20 protein-coding genes are annotated in these 22,719 nt (G+C 52.9%); 12 read left to right on the top strand and 8 right to left on the bottom strand.

Annotation, left to right across the window (positions count from 1 at the left end; translation table 11 throughout):
- Positions 1–14 precede the first annotated feature (14 nt).
- Both HRU77_13785 and HRU77_13780 read right to left on the bottom strand, forming a co-directional pair.
- Positions 15–1,265: an efflux RND transporter periplasmic adaptor subunit gene (locus tag HRU77_13785; protein ID QOJ21660.1), complete on the bottom strand. Its 1,251-nt coding sequence runs from the start codon at positions 1,263–1,265 to the stop codon at positions 15–17.
- A 1-nt stretch (position 1,266) separates the two neighbouring features.
- Positions 1,267–4,515, bottom strand: coding sequence for an efflux RND transporter permease subunit (locus tag HRU77_13780; protein QOJ21659.1), 3,249 nt, complete (start codon positions 4,513–4,515; stop codon positions 1,267–1,269).
- Between the two features lie 618 nt (positions 4,516–5,133).
- Here HRU77_13780 and HRU77_13775 point away from each other — a divergent pair.
- From HRU77_13775 to HRU77_13765, 3 genes are all read left to right on the top strand, one after another.
- Positions 5,134–5,421: a PDZ domain-containing protein gene (locus HRU77_13775; protein QOJ21658.1), complete on the top strand. Its 288-nt coding sequence runs from the start codon at positions 5,134–5,136 to the stop codon at positions 5,419–5,421.
- A 343-nt stretch (positions 5,422–5,764) separates the two neighbouring features.
- Positions 5,765–6,325: a hypothetical protein gene (locus HRU77_13770; protein ID QOJ21657.1), complete on the top strand. Its 561-nt coding sequence runs from the start codon at positions 5,765–5,767 to the stop codon at positions 6,323–6,325.
- Between the two features lie 462 nt (positions 6,326–6,787).
- On the top strand, positions 6,788–8,257 hold the full coding sequence (locus HRU77_13765; GenBank protein ID QOJ21656.1) for a hypothetical protein: 1,470 nt from the start codon (positions 6,788–6,790) through the stop codon (positions 8,255–8,257).
- On the opposite strand, the gene HRU77_13760 is transcribed toward HRU77_13765, so the two are convergent.
- Positions 8,243–8,497: a hypothetical protein gene (locus tag HRU77_13760; GenBank protein ID QOJ21655.1), complete on the bottom strand. Its 255-nt coding sequence runs from the start codon at positions 8,495–8,497 to the stop codon at positions 8,243–8,245. The two genes, HRU77_13765 and HRU77_13760, sit on opposite strands and share 15 nt — an antisense overlap.
- Positions 8,498–8,535: 38 nt before the next feature.
- On the opposite strand from HRU77_13760, the gene HRU77_13755 reads away from it, so the two are divergent.
- Positions 8,536–8,724: a hypothetical protein gene (locus HRU77_13755; GenBank protein QOJ21654.1), complete on the top strand. Its 189-nt coding sequence runs from the start codon at positions 8,536–8,538 to the stop codon at positions 8,722–8,724.
- A gap of 79 nt (positions 8,725–8,803) precedes the next feature.
- Here the strand turns inward: HRU77_13755 and HRU77_13750 are convergent, their stop codons facing one another.
- Genes HRU77_13750 through HRU77_13740 form a run of 3 tightly spaced genes read right to left on the bottom strand, consistent with a single transcriptional unit; the run spans position 8,804 to position 10,826 of the window.
- A complete protein-coding gene (locus HRU77_13750) occupies positions 8,804–10,063 on the bottom strand; it encodes a hypothetical protein (protein ID QOJ21653.1) in 1,260 nt (419 codons plus the stop codon).
- A 47-nt stretch (positions 10,064–10,110) separates the two neighbouring features.
- Entirely contained in the window at positions 10,111–10,380 is a 270-nt protein-coding gene (locus tag HRU77_13745) for an RnfH family protein (GenBank protein ID QOJ21652.1), read from the bottom strand.
- Positions 10,381–10,388: 8 nt separating this feature from the next.
- Complete coding sequence (locus HRU77_13740) at positions 10,389–10,826, bottom strand: type II toxin-antitoxin system RatA family toxin (GenBank protein QOJ21651.1); 438 nt, start codon at positions 10,824–10,826, stop codon at positions 10,389–10,391.
- 88 nt (positions 10,827–10,914) lie between these two features.
- On the opposite strand from HRU77_13740, the gene smpB reads away from it, so the two are divergent.
- The 3 genes from smpB to HRU77_13725 all read left to right on the top strand — a co-directional run bounded on the left by smpB (position 10,915) and on the right by HRU77_13725 (position 13,665).
- On the top strand, positions 10,915–11,358 hold the full coding sequence (gene smpB, locus HRU77_13735) for an SsrA-binding protein SmpB (protein ID QOJ21650.1): 444 nt from the start codon (positions 10,915–10,917) through the stop codon (positions 11,356–11,358).
- A gap of 57 nt (positions 11,359–11,415) precedes the next feature.
- Positions 11,416–12,435, top strand: coding sequence for a COX15/CtaA family protein (locus HRU77_13730; protein ID QOJ21649.1), 1,020 nt, complete (start codon positions 11,416–11,418; stop codon positions 12,433–12,435).
- A 105-nt stretch (positions 12,436–12,540) separates the two neighbouring features.
- Positions 12,541–13,665, top strand: coding sequence for a transglycosylase SLT domain-containing protein (locus HRU77_13725; protein QOJ21648.1), 1,125 nt, complete (start codon positions 12,541–12,543; stop codon positions 13,663–13,665).
- A gap of 29 nt (positions 13,666–13,694) precedes the next feature.
- On the opposite strand, the gene HRU77_13720 is transcribed toward HRU77_13725, so the two are convergent.
- Positions 13,695–15,059, bottom strand: a complete 1,365-nt coding sequence (locus HRU77_13720; GenBank protein ID QOJ21647.1) for an NAD-dependent succinate-semialdehyde dehydrogenase — start codon at positions 15,057–15,059, stop codon at positions 13,695–13,697.
- A 38-nt stretch (positions 15,060–15,097) separates the two neighbouring features.
- A complete protein-coding gene (locus HRU77_13715) occupies positions 15,098–16,375 on the bottom strand; it encodes a Y-family DNA polymerase (protein ID QOJ22191.1) in 1,278 nt (425 codons plus the stop codon).
- A 225-nt stretch (positions 16,376–16,600) separates the two neighbouring features.
- Between HRU77_13715 and HRU77_13710 the strand changes: the two genes are divergently transcribed.
- The 5 genes from HRU77_13710 (at position 16,601) to HRU77_13690 (ending at position 22,163) form a co-directional block, all read left to right on the top strand.
- Complete coding sequence (locus HRU77_13710; protein QOJ21646.1) at positions 16,601–17,269, top strand: DUF1614 domain-containing protein; 669 nt, start codon at positions 16,601–16,603, stop codon at positions 17,267–17,269.
- A gap of 69 nt (positions 17,270–17,338) precedes the next feature.
- The gene (locus tag HRU77_13705) at positions 17,339–19,105 is read left to right on the top strand and encodes an NAD(P)H-dependent oxidoreductase subunit E (protein ID QOJ21645.1); all 1,767 of its coding nucleotides are present in this window, start codon (positions 17,339–17,341) and stop codon (positions 19,103–19,105) included.
- Positions 19,089–19,820 carry a (2Fe-2S)-binding protein gene (locus tag HRU77_13700; GenBank protein ID QOJ21644.1) on the top strand — a complete coding sequence of 244 codons (732 nt, stop codon included), beginning with the start codon at positions 19,089–19,091 and terminating at the stop codon, positions 19,818–19,820. The genes HRU77_13705 and HRU77_13700 overlap by 17 nt, the downstream gene beginning before the upstream one ends.
- A 125-nt stretch (positions 19,821–19,945) precedes the next feature.
- Positions 19,946–21,223, top strand: coding sequence for an aminotransferase class I/II-fold pyridoxal phosphate-dependent enzyme (locus HRU77_13695; GenBank protein ID QOJ21643.1), 1,278 nt, complete (start codon positions 19,946–19,948; stop codon positions 21,221–21,223).
- Between the two features lie 184 nt (positions 21,224–21,407).
- Positions 21,408–22,163: a fused MFS/spermidine synthase gene (locus HRU77_13690; protein QOJ21642.1), complete on the top strand. Its 756-nt coding sequence runs from the start codon at positions 21,408–21,410 to the stop codon at positions 22,161–22,163.
- The last annotated feature ends 556 nt before the right edge of the window (positions 22,164–22,719 follow it).

The following is a 22,719-nucleotide window of genomic DNA, read 5'->3' as shown; positions in this document are numbered from 1 at the left end:
GATCGAAATGATCGTTATGATGCATGCGCTTGTTTTGGACTCGGATCCGGTGTTTCTGAATGTGAGGCTGATTTCGACTCCTCACGTGATTCCACTGGTTCATTGATCATGTCATATCCCGGTCTAGGCGTTACAATTTTCACCAAATCACCTTCAAGCAGGGCAGCGCTGGGATTGTTTATAAGTCGGTCCTCTGTCGTGACGCCCCCGCTTACTTCGACAGTAGCATCGAGGAACCTGGTTACCGTGATTGGCTTAAAGCGAACACGGTTATTTTCATCTACATAGGCAACTCGAACTCCCATTTCATCAAATACCATCGAGCTGGATGGAATCGAGAGATGATTATGCGCAACCTCTACGGTCAGATTGACTGATGCATAGGAACCAGGCCACAGATCCCGGTCTTCATTTTCAATCACGAATTGGGTGACCACCGTGCGTGTGCTCTCATTGAAGCCGCGAGCAGTAGTTAAAAATTCGGCAGTGAAATGCCGGTTGGAAAATTGCGGCACCGTTAAGTCGGCTTTCAAGCCATCATGCATAACAGCACCGTATGCCTCCGGTACATTGACAAACAAACGCAACCGGCTGATGTCTGCGACAGTAAAAAGATTGCGGACTTCACCTTCCGGTGTACTGATAGTGCCTTCCTTATTGATGAAGTCCCCCACATTAATGCTACGGTTAATGACCACACCGTCATACGGCGCAACAATTGTTTTAAATCGAATTAATGCTTCATAGTTACTGACTCTTTGTTTGGCGGCATTGACTTTTGCCTGTTGGGCTTTTGCCTCGGCAACCTTCACCGAAATCGCCTGCTCGGATACCGCCTGGTTTTTACGCAAGGCGATATACCGTTCCGCAGTGAGTTTAGCAAGATTATTAAGGGCTATTTCCGACTCCAGATCCGCCTTGCTTTGCCGGTATTTGGCATCAAGAGCCGGCGCGTAGATTTCGGCAAGGACATCCCCTTTTTTCACGATCGCTCCCCAATCCTTGTACCACATTTTCACATAACCAGATACCTGGGCATAGATTGGCGCCTGAAACCAAGCCTGAATGGTACCTGGAAGCTTGATGGTTTCTGTAGAAGGCAACGGTTTGGCATAAACGATAGCTACCGTCGGAGTGTCATTTTCAAGCGCTTTTTCTTTTAAAGCAGCCATATTTTCTTCGGATTCAATGATTCGATAACCCATGTAGACGACACCAAGAGCCATCACCAAAATCATCATGCTTTTTTGCTTTGATTTTTCCATATCATGAGTCTCCTTGTTGAAGGGCATCTTGCTGCTCATTTTTAGAAACGCTTCGCTTGCGGCTGTAATAGATGACGGCGTACACGCAGGGAACAAAAAACAGGGTATACACAGTTGCGAACGTCAAGCCGCCAATAACCGCACGACCCAGCGGCGCATTGGTGGATCCTCCCATAGCCATCGGAAGCATGCCCATAATCATGGCTGCTGCGGTCATCAGCACAGGGCGAATACGCGCTTTGCCTGACTCAATCGCGGCTAACAACGGATCGCCATGAATTTGGATGCGCTCCCGTGCATAGGACACGACAAGTATGGAATTTGCCGTGGCCGTTCCCATCGCCATGATGGCGCCTGTCAGAGCCGGTACGGAAATGTTCGTCTGGGTCAGGAACAGAGCCCAGGCAATGCCTGCTAACGCACCCGGCAATGCTGTAATGATGATGAAAGGATCCAACCATGATTGAAAATTGATGACAAGCAGGAGATAGATCAGTACGACAGCCGCTATGAGGCCGATAATCAGTTCGCCATAGGTAGTGACCATATTCGCGGCTTGACCGGCGATTTGAACTTCGGAACCACGAGGGACTAGATCGTCCATCTCATCAACAATCTTCTTGACATCATCCAGCACACCGCCAAGTCCACGCCCTTCGGCAGATACATAGACCTCGATCAGCGGCATGATACCCCTGTGGGTAACCAGACCAGGCGTTCCCACCGGCGACAGCTTCGTCAGATTGCCCAGAAGCTGATAATCCTCATCCAAACCGCCATCCCCTATCTTCTTGACAGGAATTGTATTCAAGTCATTGACACTTGCGACCTGAGGTTGAGGGTTGTAGATGTTGATCTGATAGGAAACCCCGGTTTTCAGATCCAGCCAGTATTTCTGATCGATCTGCTGGGTTCCGTTAGTGGTGACCAGCATATTCAGAGCAATGTCCGTTTCACTCTTGTTAACGCCGAGTCCAAATGTTCTTTGGCCTTCGACAAACATGGTTGGCGTACGCATGGTTTGCTGGATGACTACGTCGGAGGAACCGGGAATTTTACGTAGCCTGGCTTGCAGTTGGCGTGCATACTCGTAGTTCCCGTATATATCCATCCCGTTAACCTGAACAGTAATTGGAGAAGGAGAACCGAAATTCAAAATTTTCGCTATCAGATCGGCTGGCTGAAATGTGAATTCACTTCCTGGATAGCGTTCTTTCAAACCTTTATGAAGAATTTCACGCAGATCCCACACTGCCGATTTTTCGTTGAACAGGGTGATCGTCAGATCGCAATCCTGCGTTCCGATGGTGGGCGTCGGAATAAACGCTAGGTTATGCGGTCCGACGGGTATGCCGCAATTACTGACGATATCTTCGACCTGCCCGGGAAGCAATTCCTTGATGTCGTTAGAAACAAGCGTGGCGATGCGGTTTGTGGATTCCATCCGTGTACCGAGAGGTGCCCGCATGTGCATCTGGATGGTTCCTGATCTGACTTCAGGAAAAAAATCACGTCCGTTGAAGTAGAACAAAATAAGTGAGACAAGCGCGAAAGCCAGCATGATCGTTGCAAGTCGACGGCGATTTTCAATTGTGTATTCGAGCAATCCGCCATACCAAGCGCAGAATCGAAGAAAGCGAGCCTCGAATCCTTTCTGAAAACGAGAGAAAATTCCCATATGATGCTTTAATCTCTGCTGAAAACCGGCAAACCTCCCCGCTGGCTTTTCATCGCTCTGGTGCGATTCCTTTTCGTGTTCCTCTGCGTGAGGATGCTTAATCAGATATTTCGCCATGGTCGGTACAAGCGTACGCGACAGAATGAAGGACGCCAGCATGGCAAATATCACCGCCAGCGCCATTGGCTTGAACAGAAAACCCGATACGCCCGAAAGCGTGAACAGCGGCAACCAGACAATGCATATACATAATGTAGCAAGCAGCGTCGGAATAACGATCTGATTGGCTGCATCAATGATTGCTTCATCGAGTTCTTTACCCATCTCCAGGTGGGTATCGATGTTCTCTATCATCACTGTCGCGTCATCGACAAGAATCCCTACCGCTAGCGCCAATCCTCCCAGCGTCATGACGTTCATCGACTCATTCAGCACTTGCAGGAAGATAAGGGAGGTTAAAATACACAACGGAATTGAAGTCGTAACGACTACCATGGGGCGCCATGAGCCCAGCATGACCATGACAATCAAACCGACAAGCAGGCCAGCGATCGCCATCTCATGTGTTACCTCCTCAATGGATTCCCTCACGAAGACCGATGCATCGGTAATGATTTTGACATCCACATGAGACGGCACGATCTCCTTGATACGCGGAAGCGCTGCCCTGATACCGTTGACGACGTCCAGGGTCGATGCCTCACCACTTTTCATGACGACAATAATGACAGCCTGTTTACCATCCACCATTACGGAGTTTGTTTGCGGGGGACCTGCAAGCTGAACATCGGCGACGTCGCGCAAAAAAACGAAGGAATTACCTTCTCGTTTAATCGGAATACTGTTGAATTCATCGATATCCGGCGGCATTGCGTTTGTCTGAACCATCCAGTCGGTCTGCTTGATCTTCATGTCACCCGCGGGCAACACGATATTCTGCCGATCGAAGGCCGCATGGATATCCGTTGGCGATACATTACGAGCCAACATTTTGTCTTTATCGAGGGATACCAAAAGCTGTTTGGGCTTTCCACCGTAAGGATGCGGAAGAATCGCCCCCGGAATCACTACAAGCAGGGGTCTGATTTGCGTATAAGCAAGATTATAGAGTTCTGCCGGCGTCATCTCATCTGACGTAACCTGCAGACTGGCAACCGCTACCGAAGATGCTTCCAAACGCATGATCATCGGCGGCGAAATATCCGGTGGCAGCGCGTTGACAATGGTCTGGCTTATCGCTGTGACTTCCGCTTCAGCGCCAGGGAGGTTAGTATGTGGCTGAAGAAAAATATTTGTGATGCTGATGCCATAGTACGCTTGACTGACGATATCCGAGATACCTTCCACCGTCGAAGTCAGCATGCGCTCGAAGTAAAAAGTGATACGACCGGACACATCCAGCGGCAACATACCGGCGTAAGCCCACACTACAGAAATTACGGGAATTTTGATAGCGGGAAAAACATCTGTCGGTGCATGCCGTATCGCTCTGATTCCAAATATAACGATCAGAATTGAAAGAACTACAAAGGTATATGGTCTTCGTAAAGCGATCAGTACAATTTGATTCATACTATGCTCCCATACTTCTTCGGTAAAAAAATCGCTTTATCCACAAATACTGCGCGTAAGAAGGAGATTTATCCATTTGCAAACCCCTTTGCCTTTGTGAAGGTTTAGCGCGTTATTAATTTTCAAAAAATGGACGTATCCCCTAAAAAACTTCGGAAGCTTTCAGCCACCCATCTATGTAGTTGCGCTGATTAAGACGAGGTGTCATGTTTTTTATCTTGCATGACGGATTTATTGTTTCATTTATAAAATTAGATGTATATACGAGTGAAACCTTATGGTTTAACCCAGTATTGAAGCTGTCTCCTTGAATCGCTCCGGGTTTTCCGGAAATAAAATAATTCGAGAGGAGGAGAAGATGAAGGATCAAATCAGTTATTCACCGGAAGTACGGGAACGAGCGGTTAGATCGGTATTTGAACAGCAGAAAGAGTATGGATCGCAATGGCCGGCGATCAAATCGATTGCATCGAAGATTGGCTGCACAGCGGAGACGGATCGGGGAATTCGAGGCGGCATGCCGACATCGGATTACGAACGGCTCAAGCAACTGGAACGGGAAAATCGTGAGCTCAAACGGGCGAATGAGATATTGCGGAAGGTATCGGCTGGCCGGACGTGCGCGCCGCACCCAAAGAAAAACGCACAACCAGCCTCGGCACCGTCCCGGATTTTTCATATAAAGGCGAAGGCGTGCGCATCGACAACACCCTCCCCGGCTCCCCGGCGCAACAAGCCGGACTGCAACCAGGCGATATTCTGATTCAACTGGCCGGGCAGCCGGTTAGCGATTTGGCATCGTATGCGGCGATTTTGCGGTCGCTAAAAGCGGGGGAGAAAGTGGAATTGCGGTATCGAAGGGATGATGCGGTGATGGTGGCTGAGGTGGTGCTGGTGGAGCGCTAGCAGCTTAATTGCTGATTCCGGGTCGCTTTGATTACTGGAACTACAACCGAGTTGCCGGATATAGCTTGGCAGCAAAAATAATAGAGTGTTACCCTATAAAATGTTAGCTTCTACATGCTCAAACGATTGTGTTTTACCATGTCTTTTATGGATTAATGGACTAGATGGAACAATTTTATGGCTAGCAACATTGTCGTATTAGATTCAATTAACTGTCTTATTCCTTATCAATTAATATTGTAAACAGGATGATAGATAATATTCTCCGTGGTTATGCGACATTACCGGCGGGATTATTGGACAAAATGTCTTATATTTTACGTTGTGCCTCAATGAGGAACAAATGAACTGGTCTGTAGCAGCAACATCTCTTGCGCTACTTGTACTAATCGCGGGAGAAGTTTTCGGCCAGTGGAATGTGGCGCATTACAAAAAAAGGAAGTGTAAGGTTGGTGCGCGTGATGCATTCTTGGAAAACCGGAAAAAGAAAGCTTCTTTCAACACTGTGGTACTGTTTTTGCTGATTGTATCCTCGTTGTTATCACTTTATTCAGACATTAAGGAGAAAAACATGGACGATGAGTCGTTACAACAATTAAGAAATGATATTGCGGGTGTTGGATCGAGGGTCAATAAAATAGAGAAATATTTATGGCCCCCCATCGATCCGAAAATAAATCCAAAGACCCCAGATGATGATCCTCCCTTAGGTCCAAAGGAACTCGACCAGAGAATGAAACAATTGAATGATAAGGTGGACAGATTAAATGCCGTTGCAGCGCGGAAAGAAGAGCTAGAGGAAATTCGAGAGGAAATCGTAAAAATGCGAGCAAGCTTAGATTCTTTAAAAGAGACCATTGAACATCTTGAGAAATACATGGCTGCCCCTGCCGGATCACGGTAAAAGCATAACCAAACATTCAACCCGGACTCCGCAAAAGCGTGGAGCGGGTTTATATATAAAGCGGAAAAACTGTTAATGTGCAGAGCGCAATTTGTGTTTAACAATGATCTGAATATTGTCCCGCACTCAATATTAGAGAACGCGGCATTTGAGGAAACACCGTTCATTTCTTTCACGGCTTCGCCCCTGCGGGGTGTTCCTCAATTTAAACGTTATGCGGCACTCGGCTTCGATGGCCACGACTAGCCATAAACCGTTACCTGTCATTGCCAGCTTCGGGGAGAAAGGCGGTAGGCGCAGGGGAAACAAGTGAGCAAGGGTGGGAACAGGAAGCGCAAAAACGCCGGAAAAGTGAGCGCTCGAAGTAAGGATCCGCGCTTCTCTTCCCTAAACATCAGCACGATCGATCAGCATAAGCGCGTCGGAAGCAAATTGGTCCCTCCGCTGGCACAGATTCCGAAGATGACGACATCATCTTGGTCGGATCATCACATGCCAGAGATGCTGTGGGCCGTCCTGCTCGCTGGTGTCCTAGAGCGGCAACATTACCTAGACGTGTTAAGGAAGGTGGCGGTTCAGTGCCGGAGCTGGTTCCTGCGAGAAGACGACGAATACGCCGAAAAACAGGCACCTGACCCAGAGGTAGGCCTCAACTTCTCGATTGTCGTCGACCAAACGAAGTTGGCTGAGGTTGCAGATGAAGAGTTCCGCGATTTCATCAAGATACCCTTAACTCATCCATTAGGTTATGCGGCGCTTCGGCCGATTCTCCTCATTGACGATCTTCCAGGAATTGCGAGGTGGAAAAGGGAGATTAATGCGGAACCGACAAAGGACGACTGGAACACGCTTGCTCGTGCGATTGCCTATGTATTGGATCATCAGTCGGAAGCATCTACCGACATCCGATGGTTTAAGGTCATCGTTGCTATCATCTCGGGTCGAATGCGATTTCCAACATCCTTTGCAGAGAGGCTTGAGGAATTTCGGTTGTTTCCCAACAAAGGTGACATGAGGTCGGTTCGCCCCTCTATCCGCTCTATGGAAATGACACTCCGCCGCAGCCATCCGTCGGCATGGATTGAGCAGTTCTGGGCACAGGCGCTTCGCAACACTGCCTGCATGGACCCGTCGGAAGGCCAAGGTTACACGTTCATTGAAACTGGGATTGACCCGAGTACTCTCTACGCTGCTCGGGACAGTATTATTGAGAAGTTTCGGCGAAATATCCGAGCGGAGCGCGTTGACGCCCGACTGGACTCCGCATTCGGATTGGTGCTTTACGCTCTCAGCGTACTTGAAGAGATTGGGATGCACCACATCCACACGAGGATCGCTGGAGCTATTGCGCTTAGATCCCTCGCGGAGGTCTGCATAACACTCCACTACCTTGGTAAAACCGATTCGCCTGAAATGTGGCAATCGTACCGAGTTTATGGGGCTGGTCAGGCGAAACTCGCTTTCTTGAAGACGCAGCAGACGCACGGTGACCTGCCGAACTTTCTCGACGAATCCACGCTTCACTCGATTGCCAACGAGGACATATGGCAAGAGTTCTTAAACATCGACGTCGGCCATTGGGCAAGCAGCAATTTGCGAAAACTAGCAACAAACTGTGGTACCAAGGAGATCTATGACAAGTACTATGATTGGTCGTCGAGCTACATTCATGGAAACTGGGCAGCGGTACGCGACACAAACTTCGTGAGTTGCCACAATCCGCTTCATCGATTGCACCGAATACCAAGAGTGGCTCATCGGAGTTTGAACTCGGTGGAACCGGATGCAATCGGATTGGTTAATGACATGATCGCCGCTCTGGAAAAGCTCTTCCCCAGCGAGGAAAAGATTCCTCTGGTCGCTTCGAGGCAGCCTGAAGCCGATACCACAGGGTCGAATGCCGGTCGGGAGAATGAGTCATCGCATGCGTAAGCACCGACTCGGGTTGAAAACGGATGCATGAATGGGATCAGGTCTTGCTTCTTTCATACAAGCAAGCTGTTCGAGCGGACGTGGGTGTTGCGTGACATCGAGCGGCGTTTCCCGCGCAGCCTCGGCAATCTTTTCCATGTATTCAGTCACAAGGCCGATCATTGCATTTGTTTCATGAATGATGGTGAAGTACCGATCCCTGTGTTTGAACAAACGGGCGATGGTCGTAATATTCTTCATGAAATTTATTATCAGCAGCTATTAATGGAAGTTAAGCAATGAAGATAACGTCAAAAGTGAAGCTCTCCGAAAAAGGCCAAGTAATGCTGGATTCGCTGCAAAAAGCCGTAACGCAGGCACTTGAAAGGAAACGCCGTTTGGGTCAGTACGCCGTCGTCTGGCGGGACGGCGGGCCAGTAATGATCGGTGAGGATGCGCCGAAGGTACCAGAAAATCCGGCCAGTTAGGGAAGCACTGATTGCGCGAGACGGCTAGACATGCGGACAAACACTGATCGCAACGGCGAAAATAATTAAACAACCATCACTACTCCCGAATCTTCAACCGAACCCCTGGCGGCCGCTTTTGTGCCGATGACGATAGGCGGTTGAGTCCCAGTACCGTAACGCGGTGCGCGCTGTTGAAGCTGGGTGCGCCGTCCCGGTCGCGCAGAATGGAGGATACTTTGTATTCCAGCCGTTGCGATTGCGGGTCGAAACGGATGTCGTGAATCCAGATTCCGGCGCGCTGCACGCGTTGCTGTTCGCATTCGTTGGTAAGGTCCCAGCCGGTCAGCATCGGGATGGCGTAGTCGTAGGGCAGTTCAATGATGCGGACTGTTTGCGTGCGCACCACACCGTCGACGCTTTTGCGGCAGGTATTCGCCTTTCCGGAGCGCGGATTCAGCGCGAGAAAATCCGCGCGCAGCTTGACGCTGCGGCCACGAATCCAAGCCGCGCGCGTTTTGATGCGGTGCGCGCGCGTGTTGTTATCCTTGAAAATGGTTTGCGTCGCCCAATGCGGTCTACCATCGAGATTCGGCGCTGTATTGGCCTGCGACAGATTGTAGGCCGCTTGCAACAAGGGATAATCGGTGCGATCCCCCCACTTGCACGGTATCCAGCGCCATTCGCACTCAAACGCATCGGCAAATTGGAAATCGAAGCCGCGCGGGATGATCGCAATCGCGTCGTTCCTTTTCAGCGTGCCTTTCTGGCCGTTGTACTCCATGGCAGCCACCGCACCCTGATTTTCATCCAGCACCGCCGATGTTTCGACACCGTTGTAATCCTCTTCGATGGTGGCACCGATTTCTGCGGAGTGATAGCCGAATGCGGTATAAAACACGCAAAACTCAAAGGCATCGTTGCGGTTTTGATCATCCAGCTTGCCTTGCGCCTCGAACGCCAGAAACGTCGAGCCGGTGTTTTTAACCAGCTTGCTGTGCACGATGTCGGCGCGCATCGAATTGACTTCGCGATCCTGATTCGCATAGCGCAAATCCCAGCCGTTCAGCACCACCGTGCCGCTATCGACGTAACCCGGCATTTCTATCCACTGCACGATGGTCGCCGGCTCGCGGCCGTTATCGCGCTGCACGCACTTGCTGCCTTCCAGCAGAATGAATTTACCCGCGTCTTCGAATACCGTTTTGGCTTCGGATTTCAGCGACAATTGCTCGAAAGCTGTCGGGATTTTGACCTGAGATTCTGAATCCGGTGTTTTCTTTTCCGGTTTCTTGGTTGCGCAAGCGGATAGGGAAAGCAGCAAACATATTGCAAGAGATATCAACACTAGGCGGTTCATTTTTCTCTCCCAAACGTTTCTCAATGGCCTGCTGGAAATGTCAGTGGTTATTTTTTCTTGGCGCGCAATCTTCGGGCTTCTTTCGGATCGATGATCAAAGGCCGGTAAATCTCAACCCGGTCATGGGGCTGCAACACCGCTTGCGGCTGTGTGATTTTGCCGAAAATGCCCAGTTTGTTTTTGGCCAGATCGATTTCCGGAAATTGCTGCAAAATTCCGCATAGCCGGATCGCTTGTTCTACCGTACAGCCGGGCGGCACATCGAGTTTCTGCAGAATCTGAACATGCGGCAATGCGTAAACGACTTCAACCTGCATCGGCGCTATCAGCGTTTGCCGTGAACTGCTTCCGCCCGTTCGATGAAGTGCTCCACGAAATTGTTGGCAATTATATGAAATACCGGCCCGACCAGTTTCTCAAGAATCTTGTTCGAGAACGTGTAATGCAAACGGAATTTGATCTTGCAGGCATTATCCGACAATGGGATGAATTGCCAGTAACCGTCCAGATGCTCGAATGGACCGTCGAGCAGACTCATTTCGATCAGATCCGGCGGAAAGCGTTTATTCTTGGTGGTAAAACTATGTTGAATATGATGATAGTCAATTTTGACGGTAGCATGCGTCGTCACTTCGTCTTGCGGATCGACCGAAGTACCACCGCACCAAGGAAGAAACTCCGGATATTTCGCGACATCGTCGACCAGCGCGAACATTTGACTGGCCGAGTATTCAACCAAAACTGATTTTTCTATTTCTGCCATAAAAGTAAGTCACCCCGCATCATGAGGGAATACTGAAAAACTGATAAAATGTACGAAATTTAGTGATTCCCACCCATTTCATACCCGCATGAGTATAGTACAAAATAAAAAAGCCTTTCACGATTATTTTATCGAAGAAAAGTACGAAACCGGCATGGTATTGGAGGGGTGGGAAGTCAAAGCCATCCGCGACGGCCGGGTTCAGTTGAAAGAAGCTTATGTTATCATCCGCAACGGCGAATTGTATCTGATCGGCAGCCATATCAGCCCGCTCATGACAGCGTCAACGCATATCCACCCCGACCCGGTCAGAACACGCAAATTATTATTGCACGCGGAAGAAATCCGGCGGCTCATCGGTAAAGTCGAGCGCGCCGGTTACACACTGATTCCCCTCGATATGCACTATAAAGCGGGCAGGATCAAACTGGAAATCGGCTTGGCCAAAGGCAAGAAGCAACACGACAAGCGCGAATCCGAAAAACAAAAGGAATGGGAACGCACCAAGCAACGCTTGATGCGCACCAAATAAAGCAACCGGTCATCGTTACCGGATTCAATTTCAAAAAATAATTTTTATTTTACGAGTATGCAAAAACCAATACCTATTGCGATCTGGTTATTCATCTGCTGTGCCTTAGTATTCGCCATGATTGTGGTCGGCGGCGTTACGCGCCTGACCGACTCAGGGCTTTCCATCGTCGAATGGCAGCCGATTGTCGGCACCATGCCGCCCATCACGCAGCAAGACTGGGATGTGCTGCTGGAAAAATACCGTGCCACGCCGCAGTATCAGCAAGTCAACAAAGGCATGAGCGTCGACGAATTCAAAAGCATTTTCTGGTGGGAATACTTTCATCGCTTGTTAGGCCGCTTGATCGGCGTGGTATTTTTTGTGCCGTTTGTTTATTTTCTGGTGAGAAAGCAAATCGACCGGCCGCTGGGCGTCAAACTGGCGGGAATCTTCGTACTGGGCGGATTGCAGGGATTTATGGGCTGGTACATGGTCATGAGTGGCTTGGTCAACGATCCGCATGTCAGCCAGTACCGTCTGACCGCGCATCTGGGATTGGCTTTCGTCATTTTCGCCGCGATGTTCTGGGTTGCGCTCGGGTTGCTGTCGCCGCAGCGCGAATATTCTCCGGGCAACGAAAAACTGCACAGCTTGCGGCGATTTTCCTTTAGTTTGAGTTCATTAATTTTCATCATGGTATTGTCCGGCGGTTTCGTGGCCGGCATTCGCGCCGGCTTGGCGTATAACACCTTCCCGCTGATGAACGGGCATGTCATCCCGCCCGATCTCTTCATCCTGGAACCGTGGTATCGCAATTTCTTCGATAACATGACCACGGTGCAATTCGATCACCGCTTGATCGCCTGGATACTGGCTTTCTCCGTGCCGATTTTCTGGCTGAAATCGCGCACCGTCGAACTGCAAGGAACCACACGCCTGGCATGTAACGTTTTTCTACTGATGCTGGCGATACAAATCAGCTTAGGCATTGCAACCTTGCTGCATGTGGTGCCGATTCCATTAGCCGCGTCGCATCAAGGCGGAGCCGTGCTGCTGTTTGCCGCGTCGTTATGGGTCAGCCACCGCTTACGCTAGGGAAGCTCTGAAAAACTACCGCAAGCAGCTTCACTCCGGTCAGACGGTTTCCGGTTGCTTGCAGAATCCCGGGTAGTGCAAAACTCAGAGCGGAAGAATTCCGCAATGAATAAAACAGCCGACACCCACAACCCCGAATCCGGCAATGTGAAGCCAAAGCCACGGCGCAGACGCGCCGCGGTCAATCGCGGCCGGGCTGAAAACGGTAGCGGTAACAGGAAACCAAGAAAGCAACCAAGAAGAAGCCAGTCCGGCGGATTCAAAAATACATTACTGCTGACCGGCATCGAAATTCTTGGTTTAAGCGTCGCAGCGGTATGTGCTGTCATCATGCTGCTCGGTTATTCCGCCGGGCGGTTCTCCGGCACCAGTTTTTTCGGTCATTTACTGCCCTTCACCGCCGGTGTATTGATATTGATCGTGGCCGCCGCCCTTTTTCTGCTCGGCTGGTGGAAGCTGCGGCAATGGCTGCGGCGCTATTCGGAATTTCTCACACCGGCATTGTCTTTGTCGCTCGCTTTGCTGGCACCCTGGCTCGTCACGCACGACCAATTCACGCTGGCTTACGGCAATTTCCGCACCTTGGTCGGCGGCAAGGAAGAAGCGGGGCGCATGACGATTTCGCATCAGGTGTATGCGGCTTACCGCCGCCATGATGCGGCGCAATTGCAAAAAATGGTCAACCGTTCGCAGGAGTACCGCCAAGCAATCGAAGACGCGGCCCGGTCTTTCGCTATCGATGTCCATTTGCTGCACGGCATCGCCGCGATGGAATCGTCGTTCATTCCGCGCGATAGCCATGACGGCGGACGCGGCCTGTTTCAGATCACCCGCGTTCCGGAAACCGTCATCGCACAAGCGCGCAAGCGGCTCAACGTGGAAAAAATTGTGCTGGAAAATCCCCGTCACAACGCGTTTGTCGCCGCTGCCACCTTCAAGCACTATCTGGCGGAAATGAAAGACGATCTCTTTCTGGGCTTACTGGCCTACAACATCGGCCCGGCGAACGGCGGCTTACGCTTCATCATGCAACAATACGGCGCGACCGATTTCACCACGATCCAACCTTACCTGCAAACACTACCGCGCGACTACCCGATCCGGGTGCTTGCCTACTCGCTGGCGTTCCGCCTGTGGCAGCAGGAAGGCCGCTTGCTCGCGTACGAAGAAGGCAACAATGCCATGCGCATCCAGCGCATCGGCATACCGGGATTGCGCGCCGGTTTGTGAACCGCGCCATTGCACAAGATATACTCCTGCTACTTAATCCACACCGCTTTGATATTCACGAATTCGCGGATACCGTGGTACGACAGTTCGCGGCCGTAACCGGATTCCTTCACGCCGCCGAACGGCAGGCGCGGGTCGCTTTTGACGATGCCGTTGACGAACGTGCAACCGGCATGAATCCGCCGTGCCAGCGCTTCGCCGCGCGCGGCATCGCGGGTCCATACGCTACCGCCCAGGCCGAACTGCGTCCGGTTGGCTAAGCGGATTGCTTCTTCGTCATCGTTGACCCGCACGATCGCGGCAACCGGCCCGAACAGTTCTTCGTCGAACGCCGCCATGCCCGGTTGCACATGATCCAGAATCGCCGGCGCGTAATACGCACCCTGCGTACCGATAAAGGCGCCGCCAATCACCCGCTGCGCACCCGCGGCCACACTCCGTTCGACTTGCGCATGCAGATCGGCGCGCAAGTCTTCGCGTGCCATCGGTGCGATGCCGGTAGTCTCGTCTTTGGGGTCGCCGCTCTGTAATCGATCAAACAGCACTTTCAATTGCGCGACAAAAGCATCGGCGATGGACTCGGCAAGTATGAAGCGCTTCGCGGCAATGCAGCTTTGCCCCATGTTCTGCAGCCGCGCAGTGAGCGCTTGTTGGGCGGTCGATTCAATGTCCGCATCGTCGAGCACGATAAACGGATCCGATCCGCCCAGCTCGAGCACGCACTTCTTTAAGTTCTGACCGGCGATCGCCGCCACCCGCCGCCCCGCCGCGCTGCTGCCGGTCAGTGTCACGGCGGCAATGCGCGGATCGGCGATGACTTCTTCCGCTTGCGCGGCGCTGATCATCAGGGTGCGGAAAGTATCGACGGGAAATCCGGCTTGCCGGAATGCCTCTTCCAGCGCCAATGCGCAGCGTGGCACATTCGATGCATGCTTCAGTACCACCGTATTGCCTGCCATCAACGCTGGAGCTGCCGCACGGATCAACTGCCAGAACGGAAAATTCCACGGCATGATGCACAGCACGACACCCAGCGGCTGATAAACCACCAGGCTGCGGCTGGCATCGGATGCAACCGGTTCGTCGCGCAGATACGATTGCGCATGCTCCGCATAGTGTTCGCAGCCGATTGCGCATTTCTCCACTTCCGCTTTGGCCTCGCGCAGCAGTTTTCCCATTTCTTCGGTGATCAGATGCGCGTACTCCTCGCTGCGCTGGCGGAATACCTGCGCAAGATTGCGCACAAACCCGGCGCGCTCATCAAAACTGAGCGCCGCCCAGCCGGTCTGCGCGGATTCCGCCTGGTGCAGCGCCGCATCGATTTCACCGGCTTGCCAGGTTGGAAAAGATTGCAGGGTTTGGCCTGTGGCCGGATTGATCGATAGCATTGGCATAGAAAATCTCCCGTTGGTAGTCAGTATATTTTGGCTATTCAGTCTGTGACGCAAATCAATTCATCCCAGTTTGTCGTGTAGCTGGGGCTGCGGTTTGCCTGCTTCATTTTCCACGGCTGGCGGAAACCCTCGGACGCCAGTTTCAGCGTGCCGTTCCCCATCCGGACATTGATCCGGTCCATGACTTCCATCAATTTTCCGGATTTATTCTCCTCCGCCAAGCTGAACAAATCGCACTGCCGGTCATTTATGCTCACCAATCCGGCCAGCATGATTCGCGCTTTCTGATAGCGGTAACCGCTGCGGTAAATTTTGCGCAATCCCCATAACGCCGCTTTGGTCAGCCGCATCGTGTCGGCGCTTGGCGCGGGCAGCGGAATGATCATCCCGTTGGCGTAATACTGTTCTTGCGTATTGAACGGACTGGTACGGATCGCAACGTAAACCGACCCGGCGGACAGCTGCTGGCGACGCAATTTTTCCGCGGCGCGGCGGGTATACAGCGACACTGCTTCTTCCAGACTGGCCAGATCGGAGACGGGCACACCAAACGAGCGCGAGCTGACGATCTGCTTACGCAACGGCGCGACCTCTTCCAGTTCGATACAAGCCACGCCATTCAGTTCACGGATGACTTTCTCCATCACGACGGAAAAGCGCGCGCGCATCGCCGCCGGGCAAGCCCGTTGCAGATCGCGCACGGTCTTGATACCGATGTCGCGCAATTGGGGAACAAGCCGCCGCCCGATACCCCATACCTCACCCGCGGCAATCCGGCTAAACCAATCGTATCGCTGTTGCGGCGATGCATCGTTCAGATTGCACACGCCGCCCGATTCCGGGTATTGCTTGGCGATATGATTGGCCAGTTTGGCCAGCGTTTTGGTCGGTCCGATGCCGACGCAAACCGGCAAACCTACCCATTGTTTCACACGCTGACGGATGCGCTGGCCGTGCAGCATCAGCTCTTGCGCCTTGAATCCGGTCAAATCGAGAAAGCACTCGTCGATCGAATAAACTTCCTGCCGCGGACTGAACGCCGCCAGGATATTCATCACGCGATTGCTCATGTCGGCGTACAGCGCATAATTGGACGAATACGCGACGATTCCGCGCCGTTGCGCCCAATCCTTGAGCTGAAACCACGGCTGCCCCATCTTAACACCCAGCGCTTTCGCTTCGTTGCTTCTCGCCACAGCGCAACCGTCGTTGTTGGACAATACCACGACCGGCTTGCCCTCCAGGCGCGGATTGAACACGCGTTCGCAACTGACGTAGAAATTGTTGACATCGACCAAGGCAATCGCGCGTGTCATTTGAATATTTGCCATGTTCTGAGTAACGCCCCTATGATATCTGCACGTTATTCAAACACTCATGCGCAGCGATGTCAAATGGCACTGCTGTAAGCATCAGGATGGCAGCATCGGCGGGGCATGGCCTGGATCGGAAGCCCGGTTACTTCAGTCGCATTTCTCACTGCAACGCCAAAATCTTGCATACAATACAATCACCCTCACGACACTTCCCGGTTACCTGCGATGAAAAATTATTTCTCTCCTCTGCATTTATTATTTTTCATATTTCTGCTTGGTATCATGACGATGCTGTTCCAGGCGGAATTGCTGTCGTTTGCGTTTGTGAAACTGGGCTTGCCGCCGGAAATGGGTTTGACGGTGTTATTCCTTTCCCTGTTCGGCAGCGTCGTCAATTTGCCGGTGGCGCGGATTAAAAGCGATGTACCGGTGCGGGAATTCACCCAACCGGTATATTGGGGATTGCTGCGGATGCCGATGCAGCCGTTTCACAATGAAACGCAGATCGCGGTCAACCTCGGCGGTTGCCTGATACCGGCGGCGCTATCGCTTTATTTGTTTTCCAACAGCGCGTTGGGTCTATTTCCCACGCTGCTGGGGATCGCCATCATCAGCGCGATCAGTTACTACTTCAGCCGCCCGATTCAGGGATTAGGCATCGGCATGCCGATATTGGTCGCGCCCGTCAGCGCGGCGCTGGTCGGTTTATTCATCAGCCCGGAGCAAAGCGCGCCGCTGGCGTACATCAGCGGCACGCTGGGGGTGTTGATCGGCGCCGACCTGCTGCATATGAAGGATATTTCCCGGCTCGGCACACCGTACGCCTCGATCGGCGGCGCAGGCACGTTCGACGGCATTTTCATCACCGGCATCGTCGCCGCGCTGCTGGCTTAATCGCTGATTTCACGAACAAATACCCGCCGCCGCTACCGGTTCGGCGGCAATCCCGCTATACTCACCAGCATGATGAATTGTTCCAGCTCATTCGCGCGTGAGCACTTGCTGCACCGCCTGCACGCAATCCAGCAACAACACCGGTATATTCCGCCGCACGCGATGCAGCAAGCCGCCACCGAATTCAATGTACCGCTCAGCCAGGTAGCCGCGGTGGTGGCGTTTTATTCGTTTTTCTCCACGCAACCGCGCGGCCGTTTCGATATTTTGTTCAGCAATTGCACCAGTTGCGGTTATCTGACCGGCGAACAGAACCTGCTGCAAATGTTGTGCAAACAGTTGCAAGTCACGCCCGGCAAGACGCGAGCGGACGGATTGGTCAGTATCGATGAAACCTCGTGCATCGGTCTATGCGATCAGGGTGCGTCGCTGCTGATCAACGGGTTTCCCGTAACCGGCCTGAATGCGGCAAAACTCGCGCAAATTGCGCAGCTTATCACCGATGAAATACCGCTCCGGCAATGGCCCGGGACATGGTTTGACATCCCGGATACCATTCACCGCCGCGATTTGCTGCTGACGGAACACCTGTTCCCCGGTGCTGCGCTGCAACAAGCCTTTCAACACGGCGCCAGCGAAACCTTGGCGATCATTCAGCAATCCGGCTTGCGCGGCCGCGGCGGCGCGGGATTCGATACCGGCAAAAAATGGCAATTGTGCCGTGAAGCACCCGGCGCAACACGCTACGTCGTCTGCAACGCCGACGAGGGCGAACCCGGCACGTTCAAGGATCGCCTGCTGTTGCACGAATACGCCGATGCTTTGTTCGAGGGCATGGCGCTGTGCGCGTTTGTCATCGGCGCGCAAAAAGGCTTTGTCTATCTGCGCGGCGAATACCGCTATTTGCTGCCGCACCTGCAAGCGCGGTTGGATCAGCACCGCAAGCAAGGATTGTTGGGCGAAAGGATTCTCGGGCAAGCGGAGTTTGATTTTGACATTGATATCGTCATCGGCGCCGGTGCGTATATTTGCGGCGAGGAATCGGCGCTGATCGAATCGCTCGAAGGCAAGCCCGGCATTCCGCGCATCCGTCCGCCGTTTCCCGTCACGCACGGCTACCTTGGGCAACCGACCGTGGTCAATAACGTCGAGACGTTCATCGCCGCGGCGCACATCGCCGCACGCGGCAGCGCTTGGTTCAAAGCGGCGGGCACACCGTCGTCGGCGGGCAGCAAAATCCTCAGCATCAGCGGCGATTGCGGAAAACCGGGAATTTACGAATATCCGTTTGGTGTGACGATCCAGCAAGTGCTGGACGATTGCAGCGCCACGGATGTGCAAGCGGTGCAAACCGGCGGTCCCGCCGGAACATTGCTCAGCCCGGCGGAATTCGGACGCACCATTGCTTTCGACGATGCCGCCACCGGCGGATCGTTGCTGGTATTCCGATCGCAGCGCGATTTGCTCGCAGTTCACCGCAACTTCGCGCAGTTCTTCGCGCACGAAAGCTGCGGCTTCTGCACACCCTGCCGGGTCGGCACGCAATTGTTGAAAAACACGCTGGATAACATCGCCGCTGGCCGCAGCACAGCAGCCGGCATCGATGAATTGCAACAGCTCGGCCGCATCGTGCAGCACCAATCGCATTGCGGCCTGGGACACACAGCCGCCAACCATGTGCTGGACGGCCTGCGGAAATTTCCCCAAACCTTCTCCCCGCATTTGCAACCGCACTTCACCGCGCGCTTCGATCTTGGTCAAGCGCTGGCCAGCGCACGGCGCATCACACATCGCGACGATGCTGGCGCGCATTTGGATAATGACCACCGGCCCTGACACAATCCGTATCGATGGCGAGGAAATCCCGTTCACGCCGGGCCAAACCATCATGGATGCAGCATTGGCAGCCGGAATCTACATCCCGCATCTGTGCCACTACCCCGGCCTGCCGCCGAGCGGCAATTGCCGCCTGTGCGTGGTGGAAATTGGCAACCGCAGCGCCGCCGCGTGTATCACAGCGGCAGCAGCGGGGCAGGAAATCCGCAATAACACGCCGGAATTGAACGAAGCGCGCAAAGCGATCACGCAGATGCTGTTCGTCGAAGGCAACCACATTTGCCCGTCATGCGAGAAAACCGGCAACTGCAAATTGCAAGCGATGGCTTATCACCTCGGCATGCTCGACGATCACTTCGCGCAGTTTTATCAACGCCGCGAGATCGACGCCTCGCACCCCGATATCCTGCTCGACCGCAGCCGCTGCATTCTGTGCGATTTGTGCGTGCGCGCCAGCCGCGACGTGGATCAAAAAAATGTCTTCGCCATCGCCGGACGCGGCACGAATGCGCACCTGATCGTCAATACCCCGAGCGGGAAGCTGGCCGACAGCACGATGGCAGTCACCGATCTGGCCGCAACGATTTGCCCGGTGGGCGCGATTCTGATCAAGGGAAAAGGCTACGAAGTGCCAATCGGGCAGCGCATTTACGACCGGCAAACCATCCGCGAAACCGGTTTGCAGGAACATGTCGAACGGAAAAATGACGATTGAGCGCACAACCGGTTGATTGAAAACAACGCCCTGCCATGCCAACGCTTGCAGCGCATGCACGATGAAATACGGCAAACCTGCTAAACTCCTCGCTATTTCTTGAGGTTCACGCACAGGAGAATGGCATGAAAGACGAAACAATCGCTATCCACGCGGGCTATCACACCGACCCCACCACCAAAGCGGTGGCGGTTCCTATTTATCAGACCGTCGCCTACGAATTCGACAATGCGCAGCACGGCGCGGATTTGTTCAATCTGGCCGTGCCGGGCAACATTTATACGCGCATCATGAACCCGACCAACGATGTGCTGGAACAGCGGGTGGCGGCGCTCGAAGGCGGAGTTGCGGCGCTGGCGCTCAGCTCGGGCCAAGCGGCGATTCATTATGCGGTGATCAATATCGCCGAGATGGGCAACAACATCGTCAGCGTGCCGCTGCTATACGGCGGAACTTATACGCTGTTCGCACACATGCTGCCGAAATTGGGGATCGAAGTGCGTTTCGCCAAGGACGATAATCCGGCGAGCCTCGAGCCGCTGATCGACAAAAAAACTTCGGCGGTATTCTGCGAATCGCTGGGCAATCCGGCGGGCAATATCCCGGACATGGAAGCCATTTGTGCGATGGCGCACCGGCACGGTGTTCCGGTTATCGCCGATAACACCGTGCCCACGCCGGTCTTGATGAAGCCTTTCCAGTCCGGCGCGGACATCGTCGTGCATTCGTTGACCAAATACATGGGCGGACACGGCACATCGGTCGGCGGCATCATCGTCGATTCCGGCAACTTTCCCTGGCCGGATCACGCGGAACGGTTTCCGATGCTCAACAACCCCGAACCGGCTTATCACGGCGTCATTTATACACAAGAATTCGGCCCCGCCGCTTATGTCGGACGTGTGCGCACCGTCGCGCTGCGTAATACCGGCTCGGCCATGTCGCCGATGAATGCCTTTTTCTTTTTACAGGGCATCGAAACCCTGTCACTGCGCATGGAACGGCACACTGAAAACGCGCTGAAAGTCGCGCAATATCTTGAGCGGCATCCTGCCGTGGCGTGGGTCAGGTACGCGGGACTGCCGTCGTCGGAATACTATCAACTGGCACAGAAATATATGCAGGGCCGTCCGTCGGCATTGATGACATTCGGCATCAAAGGCGGTTTTGAGGCCGGTGTAAAATTTTACGATGCGCTCAAACTGTTCAAGCGGCTGGTGAATATCGGCGATGCCAAATCCTTGGCCGCGCATCCGGCATCCACAACCCACCGGCAATTGACTGAACCCGAACTCGCCGCGGCAGGCGTCACGCAGGACATGATCCGTTTGTGCATCGGCATTGAAAATATCGACGATATTCTGGCGGACTTGGAACAAGCGCTAGCGGCCAGCCGGATTTAAGAAAGCTCTGAAAAACTACTGCGCTCGGTCATGCTGTGTTGAAATCAGACTCAAAATGCTCATTTACATCTTGTAAACTGCGCTTTTTCGCCTGATTTCGCCTTGCCTGACCGTCGCTCGCTACCTTTTTCAGAGCTTCCTTAAGCAATCGCGACCAACAAAGCTATCGGATACCAAAAGTATAATGACTTTCCCCATCGACATCCGCGAAGCAGCCGGGGTGCGCACCTTGCATTTCGGTTCCGACTGGATACAGGGTGCCATGCGCATCGCGCGTCCTTGGCGCTTGGAACTCGACTACACCCGGGAAATGATGACGAGCCTGTTGCTGCGGGACGACGCGCGCTTTCCGCGCAACGCGCTGCTGATCGGTCTGGGTGCGGCGTCGCTGACCAAATTTCTGTACCGTTACTACCCATCGGCGAAACTGACCGTGGTTGAAATCGAGCCACGCGTGGTGGCGGCCGCGCGGCAATTTTTCAAACTGCCGGACGACCCGCTGCGCTTGAACATCGTGATCGCCGACGGTTCGCACTATATCGCCGAGCGGAACAAGACTTACGACCTGATTCTGGTCGATGGCTACGACGCCGATGCGCATCCCGGTGAACTGAACATGCTGCCGTTTTACCAAATGTGCCGCGCGCGATTGAGCGATAACGGCGTCCTTGCGGTGAATCTGCTGGGCCGCAGCCGCGGCTATCAAGCCAGCCTGGAACGCATCAAAACAGCATTCGACGAACGCGCACTGGCTTTCCCTTCCTGCGACAGCGGCAACGTCATCGCACTGGCCGCAACCGGAGAGAAAGTCGAGATTCCGTTGCATGAGCTCAAGGAACAGGTGCTCAAATTGAAAGAAAAAACCGGCCTCAACCTGCTACCGACGCTGACGCGTCTGGAACAAGCAAAATCTTGTTTGGGCGGAATTCTGGCAATTTAGAAAAATTAAAAAGAAAATACTTAGGGTTATTCTGAATTAGTTGATTGGATAGAAAAATCATAACGGCCGCATAATAGAAAGTTTTTCGGCGATGCAAGAACGGAGCGGTCAGGTCAATGAAGCAGTAATTCTTGGTTCGCACCCACTAGCTGAGAAAGCCGGATATTTCATACCTGCTTGATGCTGGGCTTTCTTCGGCAGCCCAGCCTACCGTGCTTGCGGAAAAAGTAGCATAACCAGCGAGTGAGTTAATCAAGCACACCAACATCACCCCCAGAATTTGTACAAAAATACTAAAAAAATAGTATGGATTTCCATTACAACCATCTACACTTCAGCATATATTTCTGTGATGCAATAGTATTGGGAATCAAAATCTAGTTTGTGATGTGCTGTTGAAGCGTATGACCTTAGTAGCCAGATTTTGATTGAAGGAATATTTTTTATATATACAAGGAAAAATAATGATGAATCTTAGAAAAATGGAAAATTCCTCGCCGTTGAAATTGTTTTCATCGATAGGTGTTTTTATTCGCCGCAGCGTCATTGGCGCTGC

The organism is Gammaproteobacteria bacterium, assembly GCA_015709615.1.
Classification (GTDB): domain Bacteria; phylum Pseudomonadota; class Gammaproteobacteria; order Burkholderiales; family Nitrosomonadaceae; genus Nitrosomonas.
This window is presented reverse-complemented; position numbering and strand designations above follow the sequence as displayed.